This is a genomic window from uncultured Candidatus Kuenenia sp., assembly GCF_900696675.1.
In the GTDB taxonomy this organism is placed as follows: Bacteria; Planctomycetota; Brocadiia; order Brocadiales; family Brocadiaceae; genus Kuenenia; species Kuenenia stuttgartiensis_A.
The window spans coordinates 1-17,869 of the sequence record NZ_CAADGZ010000009.1; the positions used below are offsets into that span (position 1 = coordinate 1).

14 protein-coding genes are annotated in these 17,869 nt (G+C 41.6%); 11 read left to right on the top strand and 3 right to left on the bottom strand.

Features of this window, described 5'->3' with window-relative positions; all coding sequences use genetic code 11:
• Positions 1-193: 193 nt before the first annotated feature.
• From QZT26_RS02835 to QZT26_RS02880, 10 genes are all read left to right on the top strand, one after another.
• Positions 194-460: a GxxExxY protein gene (locus QZT26_RS02835; RefSeq protein WP_230405669.1), complete on the top strand. Its 267-nt coding sequence runs from the start codon at positions 194-196 to the stop codon at positions 458-460.
• Positions 461-668: 208 nt separating this feature from the next.
• Positions 669-3,878, top strand: coding sequence for an efflux RND transporter permease subunit (locus QZT26_RS02840; protein ID WP_099323748.1), 3,210 nt, complete (start codon positions 669-671; stop codon positions 3,876-3,878).
• A gap of 86 nt (positions 3,879-3,964) precedes the next feature.
• Positions 3,965-4,114 carry a hypothetical protein gene (locus tag QZT26_RS02845; protein WP_157775677.1) on the top strand — a complete coding sequence of 50 codons (150 nt, stop codon included), beginning with the start codon at positions 3,965-3,967 and terminating at the stop codon, positions 4,112-4,114.
• Positions 4,115-4,342 carry a hypothetical protein gene (locus tag QZT26_RS02850; RefSeq protein WP_157775674.1) on the top strand — a complete coding sequence of 76 codons (228 nt, stop codon included), beginning with the start codon at positions 4,115-4,117 and terminating at the stop codon, positions 4,340-4,342. It abuts the gene before it with no gap.
• Positions 4,343-4,785: 443 nt separating this feature from the next.
• Positions 4,786-5,133, top strand: a complete 348-nt coding sequence (locus tag QZT26_RS02855) for a heavy metal-binding domain-containing protein (protein WP_099323746.1) — start codon at positions 4,786-4,788, stop codon at positions 5,131-5,133.
• Positions 5,130-6,590 (top strand): TolC family protein, encoded by a 1,461-nt coding sequence (locus QZT26_RS02860; RefSeq protein ID WP_099323745.1) that lies wholly within the window; start codon positions 5,130-5,132, stop codon positions 6,588-6,590. The genes QZT26_RS02855 and QZT26_RS02860 overlap by 4 nt, the downstream gene beginning before the upstream one ends.
• Before the next feature lie 11 nt (positions 6,591-6,601).
• A complete protein-coding gene (locus tag QZT26_RS02865) occupies positions 6,602-7,879 on the top strand; it encodes a copper oxidase (protein WP_099323744.1) in 1,278 nt (425 codons plus the stop codon).
• Between the two features lie 682 nt (positions 7,880-8,561).
• Positions 8,562-9,113, top strand: coding sequence for a hypothetical protein (locus QZT26_RS02870; RefSeq protein WP_295100460.1), 552 nt, complete (start codon positions 8,562-8,564; stop codon positions 9,111-9,113).
• A 315-nt stretch (positions 9,114-9,428) separates the two neighbouring features.
• The gene (gene glgP, locus QZT26_RS02875) at positions 9,429-11,264 is read left to right on the top strand and encodes an alpha-glucan family phosphorylase (protein WP_164995120.1); all 1,836 of its coding nucleotides are present in this window, start codon (positions 9,429-9,431) and stop codon (positions 11,262-11,264) included.
• Between the two features lie 1,112 nt (positions 11,265-12,376).
• Complete coding sequence (locus tag QZT26_RS02880; protein WP_157775666.1) at positions 12,377-12,877, top strand: cytochrome c; 501 nt, start codon at positions 12,377-12,379, stop codon at positions 12,875-12,877.
• A 312-nt stretch (positions 12,878-13,189) separates the two neighbouring features.
• Here QZT26_RS02880 and QZT26_RS02885 read toward each other — a convergent pair whose 3' ends face one another.
• Positions 13,190-15,898: a pitrilysin family protein gene (locus QZT26_RS02885; protein WP_295100464.1), complete on the bottom strand. Its 2,709-nt coding sequence runs from the start codon at positions 15,896-15,898 to the stop codon at positions 13,190-13,192.
• Between the two features lie 558 nt (positions 15,899-16,456).
• Between QZT26_RS02885 and QZT26_RS02890 the strand changes: the two genes are divergently transcribed.
• Positions 16,457-17,167: a tetratricopeptide repeat protein gene (locus QZT26_RS02890; RefSeq protein WP_295100467.1), complete on the top strand. Its 711-nt coding sequence runs from the start codon at positions 16,457-16,459 to the stop codon at positions 17,165-17,167.
• 32 nt (positions 17,168-17,199) lie between these two features.
• On the opposite strand, the gene yidD is transcribed toward QZT26_RS02890, so the two are convergent.
• Both yidD and rnpA read right to left on the bottom strand, forming a co-directional pair.
• A complete protein-coding gene (yidD, locus tag QZT26_RS02895; protein ID WP_099323737.1) occupies positions 17,200-17,409 on the bottom strand; it encodes a membrane protein insertion efficiency factor YidD in 210 nt (69 codons plus the stop codon).
• Positions 17,390-17,770 carry a ribonuclease P protein component gene (rnpA, locus tag QZT26_RS02900; RefSeq protein ID WP_295100470.1) on the bottom strand — a complete coding sequence of 127 codons (381 nt, stop codon included), beginning with the start codon at positions 17,768-17,770 and terminating at the stop codon, positions 17,390-17,392. The genes yidD and rnpA overlap by 20 nt, the downstream gene beginning before the upstream one ends.
• Positions 17,771-17,869: the final 99 nt, after the last annotated feature.

The window sequence follows — 17,869 nt, forward strand, 5'->3', positions numbered from 1 at the left end:
TTGACGGAGAAAGGCCAGAAGTTCTCTTGTTCACTGATGACCGCTTCAGCCCTTGATATTAAAGCACTTACGGAAATGGCGGCATGAAAAACACGCATAAAAAACAAGAAATTGATGGATAGTAGTACAGATCACACAGATAAAACCTGTTCAAGATTAAGAATTGGTAAAATAAAAGGGTGTTGGTAAATATATGGATAGAGATGTAAGAACACATGAAATTATTGGAGCGGCAATGGAGGTTCACAGAATCATAGGACCAGGACGCCTGGAGGCCGTTTATCAGGAATGTTTGGAAATTGAGTTCAAATTAAGAAATGCCCCATTTATTTCTCAACCTCGATTGGAAATATTTTATAAAGAACAAAAGTTGAAAAAATATTATGTTACGGATTTCATTGTTTACAATGAAATTATAGTTGAAAATAAAAGCAGAAAAATCTTTGTCAAAGGTCGATGAAGCACAGTTAATAAATAGCCTTATTACTAGTCGCCATAGCACAGGATTGCTTATAAACTTTGGCGAAGAATCCCTTCATTATAGAAGGTTCAAAAATTGAATTTTATCAAAATGGATGACAGAGGTTTGAATACAAAATAAAATAATCTGAGCAATCAGGTTACTTGTTCTTTTTTTTAATCCGTGCAACCTGTGGTTTCTTATTCCTATGATCAATAAACTTATCGAACTATGTCTTAACAACCGTTTCCTCGTCATATGCTTTTACCTGCTGGTGATATTCGGCGGTCTCTTCGGGGTGAGGCATATCAACATGGACGTTATTCCTGATATCGGGGAAAACCAGTGTATTGTCTTCACCGACTGGCCTGGCCGTAGCCCGCAGGACGTGGAGGATCAGGTTACTTATCCTCTGACCGTTAATCTCCTGGGCGTTCCTGGTGTAAAGGTCATACGCTCACAGTCTGCGTTTGGTTTCTCCATGGTCTATATTATCTTCAAGGAAAATATCGATTTTTACTGGGCACGTTCCAGGGTGCTTGAAAGATTAAACTTTGTACAGGCATTGCTTCCAAAAGATGTTCTCCCAAGACTAGGTCCGGATGCTACCGGACTTGGACAGATTTTTTGGTATACCGTTGAGGGGAAAGGATATGATCTCGGACAATTGCGGTCTATCCAGGATTGGTTTGTCAGATACCAGCTCAATGCCGTTGAAGGCGTCTCGGAGGTTGCTGGTGTGGGCGGTTTTGTCAAACAATATCAGGTGGATGTGGACCCCAATAAATTAATGGCGCACAACCTGACTGTTGGAGATGTGTTTGAGGCTGTTCGAAAAAGCAATATCGATGTGGGTGCCAAGGTGGTGGAAAACAATAATATGGAATTTATTATACGCGGCCTTGGGTTTATTAAAAACGTTACCGATATCGAGAATATTACCGTTGGCAGCAATAACGGCGTGCCTGTCTTTGTAAAAAACGTAGCAACGGTTCAGATTGGAGGCGACTTCAGGCGGGGGGCGCTGGACAAGGAAGGCGCAGAGGTTGCAGGCGGGGTTGTTATTATGCGCCAGGGGGAAAATCCGTTAAAGGTTATAAAGCGAATAAAGGAAAAGATAAAGGAAATCGAACCCGGTTTGCCGCCAGGGGTAAAAATAGTACCTTTCTACGACAGAGAAGGGCTTATATATCGCGTCATTGCCACCCTGAAAGAGGCGCTTATAGAAGAAATAATTATTACCTCTGTCGTTGTAGCCCTCTTTTTATTGCACATTCGAAGTATTATTGTCTGCTGTCTTGGATTCCCTATAGCTATAATCATTTCCTTCCTGGGCATGTATTTTATGGGGATTGATTCAAACATTATGACCATTACCGGTATTGCTATTGCCATTGGCGAGGTGAGTGATATGGCAATTATTGTCACCGAAAATATATACAGGAATCTTATAGAATATGAAGGCAAAAAGAGCAGGTTTCAAATAATACTTGACTCTTCCAAAGAAGTGGGGGCACCAATCCTCTTTGCCGGCCTTACTACTATTTTTATGTTTATGCCTGTGTTTGGGCTTACCGGGCAGGAGGGAAAACTTTTTAAACCCCTCGCATGGACGAAGACGTTTGCAATAGGAGCGTCTGTTGTGTTCGCACTTACTCTGGCGCCGACACTTTGCTTTTTTATGTTAAAAGGCAAACTGAGGCCAATGGAGAGAAATTATACCTCAAGGCTGCTCCTGAGCGGGTATACGCCGATACTTCGTTGGGTATTGGAGCATAAGAGACTATTTCTTACGATTCCCATCGTTGTGATTATTTTATCTGTTTTTGTTGCGAAAAGGATCGGAAGGGAATTTATGCCACCATTGGACGAAGGGTCCATCCTTTTTATGCCGGTTATGCTGCCGAGCGTTGCGCTTACCGATGCGTTCAAGGTGATGCAGAAACAGGATGTTATCATCAAGTCATTTCCGGAGGTGGATATAGTCGTGGGAAAGCTGGGCAGGGCGGAAACCCCTACCGATCCGGCGCCTGCCGAGATGTTTGAGACGATTGTCACCTTAAAACCTGAAGAGGAATGGCGAAAGAAAAAGATAGAGTATGGTTTTCTGCAATATGTGCCTTCCTTCCTGCACCCGGTCTTTCACTTGTTTCTGCCCGATGAGCGGAGGATTACGAAACAGGAGCTTATACAGGAAATGGATGAAGCCATGAGGATACCAGGCGTGGCAAACATATGGACACAACCCATAGTAAACCGCGTTGACATGCTTGCAACCGGTATCCGCACCTCGATTGGCGTTAAGATATTTGGGACAGACCTGAACGTGCTGCAGCAACTGGCACTGGATGTTGAAAAGGCTTTAAGGGATGTTCCGGGGGCGGTTGATCTTTATGCGGAGAGGATTACCGGAAAGCCATATCTTGAATTCATAATAAAGCGGGAGGAGATTGCACGTTATGGCATAAATATTAAGGATGTGCAGGATATTATTGAGACCGCTATAGGGGGAGAAAATATTACAACGACAGTGGAAGGCAGGGAACGCTATCCTGTACGGGTCAGATACGTCCGGGAACTCCGCGATAATTTTGATGCACTGAAAAGGATTTATGTTTCAAGCTCCACAGGCAAACTTATCCCCCTTACACAGGTTGCAGATATCCGTTACGTCATGGGACCTGCCATGATCAGCAGTGAAAACGCCCTTTTAAGGGCGTATGTCCTTATGAACGTACGGGACAGAGACCCCATGAGCTTTGTCGAAGAAGCCTCTAAGGTGGTATCTGAGAAAGTCATGTTGCCGCAGGGTTATTTTATTCAATGGAGCGGACAGTTTGAGAATCAGGTACGGGCAAGAAAGAGATTGCAGATACTTGTCCCGTTGTCTCAGTTTGTTGGCTTTATTATCCTCTTCGTGGCATTCAGATCATTTTCGCAAGTGCTGATTATTTTATTAACCAGTGTACCGACTGCCATTGCAGGCGGCATTCTGCTGCAGTATTTATTCGGATATAATTTTAGCGTGGCCGTTTGGGTAGGTTTTATATCTCTGTTTGGCATCGTCCAGGACGATGGTGTACTTATCACTACATATATAAATGATCTGTTTAAGGATAAAAAAATAAAAAGTATTCAGGAGATAAGGGATACCATTGTTTTGGCAGGGACGAGAAGGATACGCCCGGCCGTAATGACCTCTGCGACAACATTTATTGGCCTGATGCCCATTATATGGTCAACCGGTGCAGGCGCTGAAATTGCAAAACCAATGGCGATCCCTTCCATTGGGGGCATGACAATGGCGATGATTGTGTTTTTTCTGGTGCCATGCCTGAATGCATGGATAAAAGAACGTAAGTTTAAAAAGGAATTGAATAAAGACCCCGGTATTGCAGAAACAGGTATGATTATATAATTTATTAAAGAAGACAACTATCATTTTTTGTTTATGAGAATCCATGTGAAGATTATCGAACTACCAGGTATATGAGGAAATGAGTTATGTCACGAGAATTAACTATTGGTAACGGTTCGCTACAAGTGATGTTTGATGCCGCCTATAAGCTGCGTGACATCTATTTTCCCTATATCGGCAAGGAGAATCATACCGCCGGGCATGTGTTTCGCTTCGGTGTCTTCACTGAGGGGTAATTGAGATGGGTACACGAGCCGGGTTGGGAAAGACTGCTCACCTATGAACCTGACACACTGGTTACTTCCGTGAAACTCATCAATCGGCGGCTTGGGCTTATACTTGACTGCCGCGATGCCGTGGGCTTTCATGAAAACATCTACATGAGGGAGACTACCGTTCATAATCTGGTTAATCGTTCACGGCAGTTTTGCCTGTTTTTCCATCAAGATTTTTACCTTAGATAGAGAAGTGAAGATTCTCAATGACATCGTTCTGGGAGAAACACCGGCCGGGTTGACCGACCGTACTGGAAATTACTGGCATTTGTGGATAACCAAGAGCAAACCAGATTTTGCCAACTTGCCACCTATCAGAGTAAGACGCACTATTTTTGCCCGGTCGTGTGCAAAAATAAGTTCGAACAATCGACGCAAAAGTATACTGATTAAGTAAAACGGCGAGTCACGCTGATGTCGGTAAAATGTGGCGAAAACATTTTGGGTTAATCTTGATAGCTGAAATCGTGTAGAGCAGATTATGGTATTGAATAATAACTTGTTTAAAAAGTACTTATAATGGTATTGGCAGGTGAACAAGGAGAAAGTCTCTATCCGCTAACCAAAGATAGAACAAAACCAGCGGTTGCTTTTGGAGTAGTATTCCTGCCATTTTTAAAGGGGGGATGACAATGATAGCACGGATAGTAACGACTGCTATGTGTGTGACAATCTTGACGGGTTGTGCTAGCCAGACACTTCAAATACCAATATCTACCAACGATCCGGCAAATCCGAACGCACTGGAATCTGCATTTGCTCCACGATCGAATTGGCTCCAGGCCGAGGTACCTGTCACAGCGGAACAACCGCCTACCGAACCAACTTTGCCTACGCATCCACCCACAACCGTACCCACAATGTATACCTGCCCGATGCATGCCGAAGTAGTACAATCAAGCCTGGGCAGATGCCCTAAGTGTGGGATGGGACTGGTCCCGGCAGCACTTTCCAAAACCGAATCGGAGGGAAAACAATGACACAGAGATTGATAGCCATATTTATAACTCTCATGTGTATTGGAGTACTTGCTGGCTGTGCTTCGGTTCCTGAAGAGGCTGGATTTTCTGACGTCCAGAATATCATAGAACAGCGCATTGGTCGCCGGGTACACTGGAGTCAGGGCACATCGGAGGATGCTGCGGTGATCGATGCCGTCCGGTTAATGTTACAACAGGAACTGACCTTAGATGAAGCTGTTCAGATTTCATTACTTAACAACCGGTCATTGCAGGCGACATATGAAGATCTGGGTATTGCTCAGGCCGATCTTGTACAGGCTGGTTTGTTGCGGAACCCTACATTTGGAGCTAGCTTCAGGTTCCCCGATAAGACCGTGGGAGGGCATCGCAGTACCAATACAGAATTTTCAGTGGTTCAGGATTTTCTTGATTTACTTGTGCGTCCTTTACGAAAGAAAGTTGCTGCGGCTCAGTTTGAACAAGCGAAGCTGCGTGTTGGTAATGCCGTTTTGAACCTGGCAGCGGCGGTACGGTCAACTTATTACGCCCTTCAGGCAGATGAGCAAATACTAGAGATGCGCCGAACTGTAGTCCAGGCCACGGAAGCAGCTGTTGACATTGCTACCCGTCAACACGATGCCGGCACTTTAAAGACGTTAGATCTTGCAAATCAACATGGGTTCCATGTTCAGGCGAAATTAGACATGACAAGAACAGATATCCAAATCGTTGTTGACCGTGAGCGTCTGAACCGACTGATGGGGCTTTGGGGAGCAGATACTACGTGGAAACTCCCTGGCAGACTTCCTGAGCTATCAGCAGATGAAATCCCTTTAGAACATCTGGAGTCGCTCGCTGTGTCACAACGCCTGGATTTAGCCGCCGCACGACAGGAGACGCTGGTCATCTCACATGCCTTGTTATTGACGCGGAAATATCGGTATTTTTATGTATTTGACGTTGGTGTAAATACTGAACACGACGTCGCTGACAACGTAAATTTTACAGGACCTAATCTTACGATTGAATTACCGATCTTCGACCAACGTCAGGCTGAGATCGCACGGTTGGAGGCACAATTGAGGCAAAGCCAGCAGCGGCTCTCCTCTCTGGCAATCGATATACGTTCGGAGGTCAGGGATATACGCAATCGGCTTTTGACTGCACGCAACATGGTTGAATACTACCAGGAAGTCATTCTTCCCCTTCGGCAGCGGATCGTGGATGAGTCCCAACTGTATTACAACGGCATGCTTATTGGGGTGTATGAGTTACTCCTGGCGAAGCAAAACCAGATCAACACAGGTCGTGAATACATCGAAACTTTGAGGGACTACTGGATTGCCATGTCTGACCTGGAGCGTGCAGTTGGTGGCCGCTTGTTAGTTACTGAGGAAACTATCCATCCGCCCGCACAACCCGTGGAACAACCAGCTACTCAGCCATCAAAACTCCCTAACCATATTCATCATTAAGGAGATTTATCATGATTACCCGACGGAAAATGATTCTTTCCAGCGCAGCGGCATTGCTAACCGGCGGTATTTCTACGCTGTTAGGTCGCAAGCAGTTGGAAGCTGTAAACACAGTGACCACACCACAACCCACCACTATCATGCCACCCATACATGGCTTGTCCTATACACCGGCTACGACACTCAATGGGAGCACCCTCCCCTGGAAGTGGGACAATGGCGTTAAAGTTTTTCACTTGATCGCTGAACCGGTCAAGCGGGAGTTTGCGCCAGGAATGATCGTCAACTGCTGGGGTTATAACGGTCAGACGCCAGGCCCTACCATCGAAGCGGTGGAAGGTGACCGTGTGCGTATCTTAGTCACCAACAAGCTTGCAGAACATACCACGATCCACTGGCACGGCGTACTCCTGCCCAATGGTATGGATGGCGTCGGGGGATTGAACCAGCCGCAAATCAAACCGGGCGAGACCTATGTCTATGAATTTACGCTCCGTCAGCATGGTACACAGATGTATCACCCGCATGCGGACGAGATGGTGCAGATGGCAATGGGGATGGAAGGTTTTTTCATTATACACCCAAAAGAACCAGAACAGCCCAGGATCGACCGGGACTTCTGTATCTTTCTTCAGGAATGGTTTGTCGAACCCGGCACAAGTACTCCGAATCCAAACATCATGACCGACTTTAACCTCTTCACATTCAACAGTCGTGTGTTCCCTGGCACGGCGCCATTGGTAGTCCGTTTGGGAGACAGGGTGAGAATCAGAGTCGCCAATCTGAGCATGGACTCCCACCCGATCCACCTGCACGGCTATAATTTTAAGATTACCGGTACGGATGGAGGGCGCATTCCAGCCTCGGGTCAATGGCCTGAAACCACGGTTAACGTTCCACCAGGTACTACGCGTGACATACAATTTGTGGCAAATGCTCCTGGGGACTGGGCTTTGCATTGCCACAAGAACCACCACGTTATGAACGCCATGAAGCATGACGTACCAAACATGATCGGTGTAAATCAGAGTGGAGTGGAACGGAAAATACAAAACCTGCTGCCGGATTATATGGCCATGGGTGAGAGCGGCATGTCCGGGATGGCAGTGATGAACATGCCCTTGCCAAAAAATACACTACCCATGATGACAGGAAAAGGGCCGTTTGGACCAGTCGAAATGGGCGGTATGTTTACCGTGTTAAAGGTTCGCGATGACATTACCAGCTACGATGACCCTGGCTGGTATCAACAACAGGAAGGTACTGTAGCCTGGCGGGTAATTGAATAATTACTTACAAATAAGTCCTACTCCAGTAGGTGTGGGTTAGGTTGAATGAAATGAAACCCATAAATAGCAGTATTCACATAGTTTAAATGGTGTAAAATACACTATGTTTGTTTTGAAAACAAAGGCATGTAATTTTGTTGGTAGTTAAGTTTCTTCTTGATATTAATCAACGATTTCCCTAGCATAAGATTCATATATATTAAATATTTAAAATAGAATGAAATATTGAGACGTTAAACGATACAGAAGGTATGAACCTGGAAAATCGTGGCATGGTGTCAGGAAACATTCTATTTTTGGGGTGTATTCCCGATTTTTTGTGATTTCTGCCATGTTTCAATAAAACGTTGCAGTAGTGTCAACCCTGACAGGGTTTCAAACCCTGTCAGGGTTGTTTTGCCCCGACTCCATGAACGCTTACAAACAATCGGGAATGCACCCTATTTTGTAATAGTTCACCGCAGAGGACGCGGAGAAAACAAATACAATGTGTACCTGCATAATTTTCTGTTTTTATCTCCTTAAAACCTCTGCGATCGCAGCGTTCTCTGCGGTAGACTGAACTGTTATCTGTTTTTTTAAATGCTGAATTTTTAACGGAAAGGGGGGGAAGTCTGGAGTAAATACGAAGATTCATTTTTTATTTGTTGCGTTTTATATAAAAACAAAGGAGTAGATAGCAATGAAAAACAAAAAGTTGTCAATACCGGTTTTTTTTAGTGCGGTGATATTTTCCGCAGTTTTATGGGGCAATAATTATGCGTATTCGGAAGAAGAAACATTTAAACATAGTGTAAAACCACTGGCACAGGAACGTCAGATACCGGAGACCATTGAACTACCGATGTGTCCCTCTTGTAAAAAAGGGCATTTATGGCCAATGAAAGGGAAAACAGTTGCTCCGATGGGCATGGTGTGCCCTGATTGCAAAAAAGAAGTATCGGAATTTGACGTTCATCATTGTGATGAATGTGACAAAGATGCGTTGGTTTGTGTAATGTGCAAGGCGGAATCCGCAAAGTTGAAAGCAGAAACGAAAGAGGCAAAATGTCCTAAATGTAAAATAGTAAAGTCCAGACATGTCAAAGCCAAAGCATTTTCCAAGTGGGAGATGAAATGCCCTGATTGCAAGAAAAAGACACAGGAATGGACTCTCCAGCATTGTGATGAATGTGATATAGACTTTTTGACCTGCCCTCTTTGTAAAAATGAACAAAAGAAGACAGAAAAATAGAGTAAGGACAATGACATTGGGTGTTATAAGGGGTTTTTTTTGAGGAAGTCAAAAAACATTTTTACCCAAAATACACGAGAAGATGAAAAATTTACAAATGTGTTATTGTATTGTCCTTTTAATTTTTTGTAACACTTTAGTTTTTTGTAAAAACTCAATAAAATTAAGGATTTCTGGTTTTATAGAGCAAGGGGGCATTTTAGTGTTAAAACACACCCCTAAGTCTCCTCTTTTTAGAAGGGACTTTTTATCTCCACTCTAAAAAGAGGGGGCTGGGATGTGTTATAAGAAAGTAAACTTTTTAAAAGGTGAAGGATGATGAAAGACCCGGTTTGTGGTATGTCAGCAAAAAAAGAGATCGCATATGAATATAAAGATCAGAAATTTTGTTTTTGCTCGGAGTTATGTAGAGACGAGTTCAAGAAATTTCCTGAACAATATTTAAATCAAAGAGACATATTCATTCCTTTAGGCGAAAAGCAGGAAAGAAAGATTGCATACTTTTCCATGGAAGTTGGTATTGAATCTCATATTCCCACCTATAGCGGGGGATTGGGCGTACTGGCAGGGGATACCATAAGGTCTTGTGCTGATCTGAAAGTGCCTATGGTAGTGGTTACCCTATTATACGAGAAAGGGTATTTCTATCAAAAACTAGATACTCTTGGGAATCAGAAAGAAATGCCTGTTCAATGGTATCCCGAAGATTTCATTACTCCTTTGACGAACAGGGTCAGTGTAAGGATAGAAAACAGGACAGTCTTTATTCGTGCCTTGCAATATGAGGTCATTGGCATAACCGGCCACCGTGTGCCGGTCATATTTTTAGATACAAACCTTGAAGAAAATAGTGAATATGACAGGGGACTGAATGATTATCTGTATGGAGGAGATCTGAAGTACCGGTTTGCTCAGGAAATCATTTTGGGAATAGGTGGTTTGCGGATGTTGCATGATTTAGGCCATTCAAAAATAAGGAAATATCATATGAATGAAGGTCATGCAAGCTTATTAACATTGGAATTATTAAGAATGCGGAGAACAGAGGATGAAACAATATGGAAATTCGATGAGGTAAGGAACCTCTGTGTATTTACCACACACACTCCGGTGCCGGCAGGACACGACCAGTTTTCCTATGATTTGGTAAAGGGTGTTTTAGGGGACTATATGCCTTTTGATATTATGAAGATGCTTGGTGGAGAAGAGAGGTTAAATTTGACATTACTTGCCTTGAACTTAAGTAAATATATCAATGGTGTTGCAAAAAAGCATGGCGAAGTATCTAAATCAATGTTCCCGGGATATTCCATCGATTCTATAACGAATGGAGTACATTCGAATACCTGGACATGTGATAGTTTTAAGGAGTTGTATAGTAAATATATATCAGGGTGGAGAAACGATTCTTTCAGTCTGAGATACGCCTTAAGTATTCCAAAAATCGAAATATGGCAGGCACACATGAAGGCAAAGAAGATACTTATTGATTATATAAATAAAGAAGCAAATGCAGGCTTTCATTACGATGTATTTACCATCGGATTTGCCAGACGTGCAACCCTGTATAAGAGAGCGGATATGATCTTTTCTGATGTAAACAGGCTGAAAACTATTTCGCAGGAGGTTGGTAACATACAATTTGTTTTTGCAGGCAAAGCACACCCGCAGGATTTGCCTGGTAAAGAGTTGATTAAGAGGATTTTTTCAAGCATAAGACAATTGAAGGGGCAGGTAAAAATAATATATTTGGAAAATTATGACATAGATATGGGAAAGATGTTAACCTCAGGGGTAGACCTCTGGTTAAATACCCCGCAGAGACCAAATGAGGCATCCGGTACTTCCGGTATGAAGGCAGCACATAACGGCGTCCCCAGTTTCAGTGTATTGGATGGCTGGTGGGTTGAAGGGCATATTGAGGGGAGAACCGGCTGGTCTCTAGGGAAACAAGCTTCGGATATCAATGATGACGTGAAAACCGAAATAGAGGGAATGTATGAAAAACTGGAGACGGTCATTGTCCCGATGTTTTATAATGATAAAGATAAATGGATTGATATAATGAAGCATTCAATAGCGATTAATGCCTCATTTTTTAATACGCACAGGATGGTTCTGCAGTATGTTTTAAATTCATATTTTTGTTAAGCATAGCAATGGGGTCAGGACGAGACAACTCTGTCAGGGTTAACTTACTGTAATGTTTTATTTAAAACTGGCGTGAGTCAGAAAAAATCACGAATGCATCCTTAACTTAATGACATTGGTTTGCAACCTGAACCCGCCGGGAACGATAAGTTAACGTTTGGGAATTTCAATATTTTTGTAGTAGAGACGCATTGTATGCGTCTGGAAACTGCTGAACGTAGTGAAAATGTTTACAAAAGAGAACTTACGTAACACTTTTAGTCTTTTGAAAAACGTATTTCCTATAAACACCATAGGAGCAACCTGTTTGTAGCAAGATAGGGTACAATAGCAGATATTGGCACAAAAGATCTGGAAATTGTCATTTGTAGTGCGACGAACCTCGTCGCACTACATTATTGGAATTTTTCAAAAAAATAAAGTGTTACAATAAGGCTAATTGATAGTTTTTCTATATAGTAGCTTATAAAAACCAATACACCCAAACGGGGGCATTCATAAAGGCCGACCCATATGGGCATATTGACAATTTCTTTTGTTTTGTTATATTATATTCCTGTTATCCATTTGGTATCTTTTCATAAATTTTTTTGAGCAATTTTTCATTAAACAGATATTTAAAACAGCCTGATTAAAGAGGGTTTTCTATAGCTGTTTTGTTTCAGAACAAACTATAGCTGTCGACAGCTGGTTTTTTTGATGTTTTTTTCATAGGAGGTGTAAGTCATGATTAATGTGAAAAAATGTATTGGTTATTCGCTTGTTGTTTTGTTGCCGTTATTAGTAAACAATAAAATAATGGCATCAGAAACCGAAAAGGCCTGCTTTTGATATTTAACACTCAAGCTGGATGCATGAGTTACTTTTAATCTTTACGGGTTGTTTACAAAAAAGCTGGAATGCTTCTTGTTGGAAACATATTTTCCATTGCAATTACCTGCCTGCAGGCAGGTGTCCTCAAATAGGAGTTTTGAGGGCGAGTCATGCAGTATTTACGCTGAATAATTACGCTTGTAGTGAAAAACATAATTGTTTAATTTTGCCGGATAGATACTATTACCGGATAGATGCTATTAATTGTTTTATATTTTATAGGGAAAGGAGAAATATTTATGGGACGGGTAACTACGGTAAAGATGGGTTTAGTAAGCTTCTTTGGAATCGTTGGTATGTTGAATTTTGCAATTTCTAATCATACATTCGGAAGTGAGGGACAAATAATAACTCATGAACAGACAGGAAAGCATGAAGGAGTTAATTTACCTGTTAAGACATTCACCAGGGATTTGGAGCATGCAGTAAATAACATTTTAGAGGGCATACTTAAGGATGATTTTAATTATATCAAGCAGGAAGCTGACCATATTTCAGAAAAAAGCAAAAGTATGTTTATAAGTTTTTTTGAAAACAGTAATAGATTTAGGAAGGTGGAAGAAAATCCGGCAAGGGACATACAGAAAAAAGATTTTGCTAATTATGTGGATGAGATAAATAAGCAAGTTGCGTCCTTGAAAAAAGCTGCCGACTCCCAGGACTCAGATCAATTGTTGTCTGCCTTTACAGGATTATTAAAAAACGCCTGTATAAATTGCCATACGAAATATCGCAAATAATCATTAAGCAAAAATAATTAAGTAGTTTTTTATAATAAAAGGCTGGATCAGGAATGCATCCTATCCAGCCTTTTGTCATTTAGAAAATAATCACATCATTTCCGCACTGAAACGTGAATTGCGGTCATATTTTCTATCTTATCACGGTTAGTATTTACCATGCAAAACCGGAAATTTCTCTCCTTACTACGATCAACTTGATTTTCATACCGCATAATAACTCCTTTGAAACTTTACGGTAGTGGTTAAGCCTATTTTTGCAATTCGCACCCGAAAATATTTTACCTTCATACACCCGCACAAAAATATGAATCACTCGATGATAATGATTAGATGGTCGTCATTCTTAAATACCTTTTGTGCCAATTGCGCTACTTCTTCGGGGGTTACTTTTTTTAACTTTTCTGAAAATAATTCATCATCTTCCGGCGGGTTGCCATCAAGTATCTCCATACTCATATAATACGCCTGATTCACCCTGTCCAGCCTGCGCATGCCATGACGTCCCAATATCGCGTTAATAGCTTTTTGCACTTCATCCTTTTCGTATTTTCTCTTGCGTATATCATTAATTTCCTTTTGTATGCCGCTTATGGCACGGTTTATATTCTCAGGACGGGTACCCATGGTAATCCTGTACCATTGCGCATTATTATGTAAGGGGAAACTGACGCCAATACTATAGGCAAGCCCTTGCGTTTCCCTCAGTTGAAAGGCTAAACTTTCGGAGAATACATATTGTAAAACTGCAAGCACCGGTATTTCGCCTTTTTGTATTTCATACGTACTGCCCACTGAAATATACGATTGTGTCTTTCCTGTTTTTTCACGGACGATCCTTCCCACCGGTTCATTAAAAACGATATGCTGCACCGGCGCATTCCAGCCCGCATTGCCCCATGTCCCTTCAAAACTGCGCTTTATCAGAAGCAACGCCTTATCCACCGGAATATTTCCGGAAACAGCAAGCATCAAATTTGATGGATTATACAATTTATTGTAAAGGGCTTTTGCATCTTCTAAGGATAATTTATCCAGTTGTTCGGGAAAACCAATCTCATTGCCATACCCGATATCCATGGCAAACAAGTTTTTATAAAACACACGTTTTGCCCTAAGCGGTGTATCTGATTCCGCCCTGGCGGCAAGGGGAATCACCTCTTTTTTTGCCTGTTCAAAATGCTCCTGTGTCAGTTGCGGATGGAGTATTGTTTCTGCCAGTAGTTGAATCCCTTTTTCAAAATAAAAATCAACAACTTTTAAACGAATATATGCAAAACGCGGGGAATTATAGTAATCATCAAAATCAATATGAGGGTTATCATACAGTTTGATCTCCGCCCCGATGGATTCGTACTCTTTATACAATGCATCTTCCGGGTAATTAAGCGTCCCGCCCGACAGGAACATCCGCTGCAGTATTTCTGTTAAGCCGTGCTTTCCCTCTCCTTCTGCAATGCAGCGATCCTTTGCCAGCAGATGTATCCCCACAACCCTGCTGTCCTGGTTTTCCTTTATGGCAACAGTCAATCCGTTCGGTAAGATTTCCTGATAGTAACTGCTCTGTGAACGTTTTGTCGTTTCTTCGTTTATAGGAGTGGAAGGCGACATTGCTGTTATAACAGGTATTTGGTCTTTCAGGTATTTCTGGCAGACCTTTTGAATGGATTGCGGGGTAACTTTCATTAGCCCATCCATATATTCACGATAAAATGCATATCCACCCGCAGCAAGATAACCGGATTTCATCATTGCATAATAATGCAATTTTTCCTGCAGATATATTTCATTGATTAATCCGGAGGTTAAGAGGGTGTTCAATTCCTCAGTGGATACCGTATTCACCGCCATATCATTTATTGCCTGTAAAATGAGACCGATAACATGATCCGTATCGGAATCAGGGGGAAGTTCTGCCGATATTTGCAGTGTTGAAAATTCACGGTGAAATTCCATGTTGGCGCTTATCGAATAGAGTAAATCGCTATTCTCTTCCTTACGAAACAATACATCCAGCACAGAATTCTCCTTTCCACCAAGAAATTCAGCCAGCATTTGTAATGACTGAAAGTCTTCACCGGTCGGGGGAGGAAGCACATATCCTATAGAGAGATATTGTCTGTCTGCCGGAAAATTACCAATACCATTTGCCTGAATAATGCGTAATTTATTTGGGGGATTGAATTGAATACCCTTTTTCTCCGGCAATCTTCCGGCAGGATATTTTCCGTATTTTTCCTTCACCAGCTCAATCATTTCCGTTGTTATAAAATCGCCAATGACCATCAATGTCATATTATTGGGAACATACCATGTTTTGTAATACTCGCGCACCGCGTCGTATTTTAGATGTGAAATAGTGGAAACCGTACCGAGTACTGGCCGCTCGTAAGGGGTGTTTGCAAAAAATGTGCGTAAAAAATGATTTTGCGCCTGCTGCGCCGGATTATTTTCCCATTTTCCGATTTCTTCTATAACAATACCCCGTTCTTTTTCAAATTTTTCTTCCGGTAAAATAGAATTAAATAACATGTCTGCCTGAATATCCATGCCTTGAGAAATATATTCTTTCGGCATAAGGATCATAAAATTTGTATAATCGGTGGTTGTGTTTGCATTATTGTATCCTCCGTAAAAAGCCATCTCATCGTAAAGTTGTTTTTGTGTGCGTGATTTTGTCCCGTTAAAAAGAAGATGTTCCAGAAAATGAGCACAGCCGTTGGTTGACGCATCCTCATTACAACTGCCTGTCTTTACAATGGTAAAAGCGGTGATCATGGGGCTGGCATGATTTTCAACCAGTATCACCTCCATACCATTATCAAGGTAAAAGACGAAGGCATTCTGTGTATCATGGAATAATGCGGAAACCCCTTCATTCATACCTTCGGTGTAACCGTTAATACTCCCCATTCCGTAAAACAGTGAGAGAACCGTAATGAGAGAAAGGGCAAATAGCCGTAGCTTTTTAATAAAAAAAACGCAATGCAGATAACGAAAAAATGTATTCCTGTAAACCATAGTATTCTCCTAACATGGACAAGCCAGAAATAAAAACAAGCATGAGATACGAAAGGCGGAACCACAGATTATACAGATTCCACAGATTAAAAAACTAAATATTCGTATTTCACCATTAAATATTTTTACAAAAAGCACGCACTGACGAATGGAAGTGTGCAAAGAAATAACTTTTAAGATATTATCTCACTGTAATCAATCAGCTTAGGTACTGTTTTACAAAAGGCACTTCAGTATCCCTGAAATTATGTAGCACTTTAGTTTTTTGAAAAATTTCAATAATAGCGATGTTTGCCGCATAGTGTAGGGGCGAAGCATTTGCTATAAGTTGTCATAAATACGTTCATACCCAAACGGGCAAATGCTTCGCCCCTGCTTTTTCAGAAAACTAAAATGTTACGAAATTATTGCCATTTTAAGAATTTATTAGAAAATGTATTTGTATTCGTGATATTATAAAAAAGCGATCAATTTCATTCCTGGGCGGGGGTGGATAAATGGTATTTTCGAGTGAAAATTCCTATGCCAATGAAACGATACAAAAAGAGGTTTAAATCCATGTTTCTTCAAACATATGCAAAACGCAAAATGTTCCTGTTTCTCCTCCTTATTTTGGCAATAAATAGTTGCGGGGTGCAAGACCCCGACAATTACAACCGTCAGGGCGTCCTTTTTGACAGCCAGGGAAAACTGGATGAAGCTATGCAGTATTATAAAAAAGCATTGAGTATAGACCCGTACAACAGAGACGCCCACTGCAACATAGCGACTGTTTATCATAAAAAAGGGCAGCTCAATAAAGCCCTCGAAGAGTATAAGATAGTATTGGAGTTATATCCCTACGACCCACAAATTCTTTACAATGTAGGGGCGATACAAGCAAGAAATAATAATCAGGATAATGCTATTGCTTTTTGGGAAAAGGCGGTTGAATTGAAACCGGATTTCACGGAGGCACAGTATGCGCTGGGGATTGCATATGCACAAAAAAACCGTTTTGACGACGCCATCAAATCATATAAGAAGGTGCTCGAAACACAACCAGACGATCCCGTTTTGTATAACAATTTAGGGGCGGCTTATACGGAAACAGGCAAACTGGATGAGGCTATTGCGGCATTAAAAAAATCCATTCAGCTCAATCCGAAAATCCCAATGTCTCACAAAAACCTCGAATTTGCTTACCGTAAGAAAGGGTTGATTGAAGACGCAGAAAAGGAATTAAAACTCTATGAGGTTTTAAGCAACAATACACCGCAAGAAAAATGAATATGGTCTCCATAAAAACAATTACCGCAAAATTATTTTACCGGATCATATCCTGAGCCGCCAAAGGGATTACAGCGCAATATCCTCCACATCCCCAAACAGACGCCACGCAACAACCCCTTCTTTTTTACGGCGTTAATCATGTACTGAGAACAGGTGGGTTCAAACCGGCAGGCATGATGGAAAAGAGGGGAAATGGCATATTGGTATAACTGAAGCAGTTTAATTATGATGAATTTCATTTGCAAAATTTTTGTTGATTTGATGGATTGCCTGTTGAAATCCGGCGCTAATATCAAACAATTTCAAAGAAGAGGTGAACGTGTTTCGTGGGATGATAACAATGTCTACCGGTACCGTTAACCTGTTTTTATTCAGCCGGAATACTTCCCGTAATAATCTTTTCACGCGATTCCGGCGTACGGCATTCCCGATTTTTTTACTCACGACCAGTCCCATGCGTGAACATTTCTGCACACCGGGCGCAACGTACAGAACTAGAAATTTGTTTTTAAATACCTTGCCTTCGTCAAATACTTTATCAAACTCCTTCTTTCGTAACAGACGTTCCGCTTTTGTGAAGGTATAACGGATTGTATCCATTTAGTTAGTTTCCCGAAATTGATAAAAAGTGAAGAGGCTGAAATCGTAATTACCGGTAAAAATGATATTCCAGGCAAAATTACCATTTTGGGGTGAAAC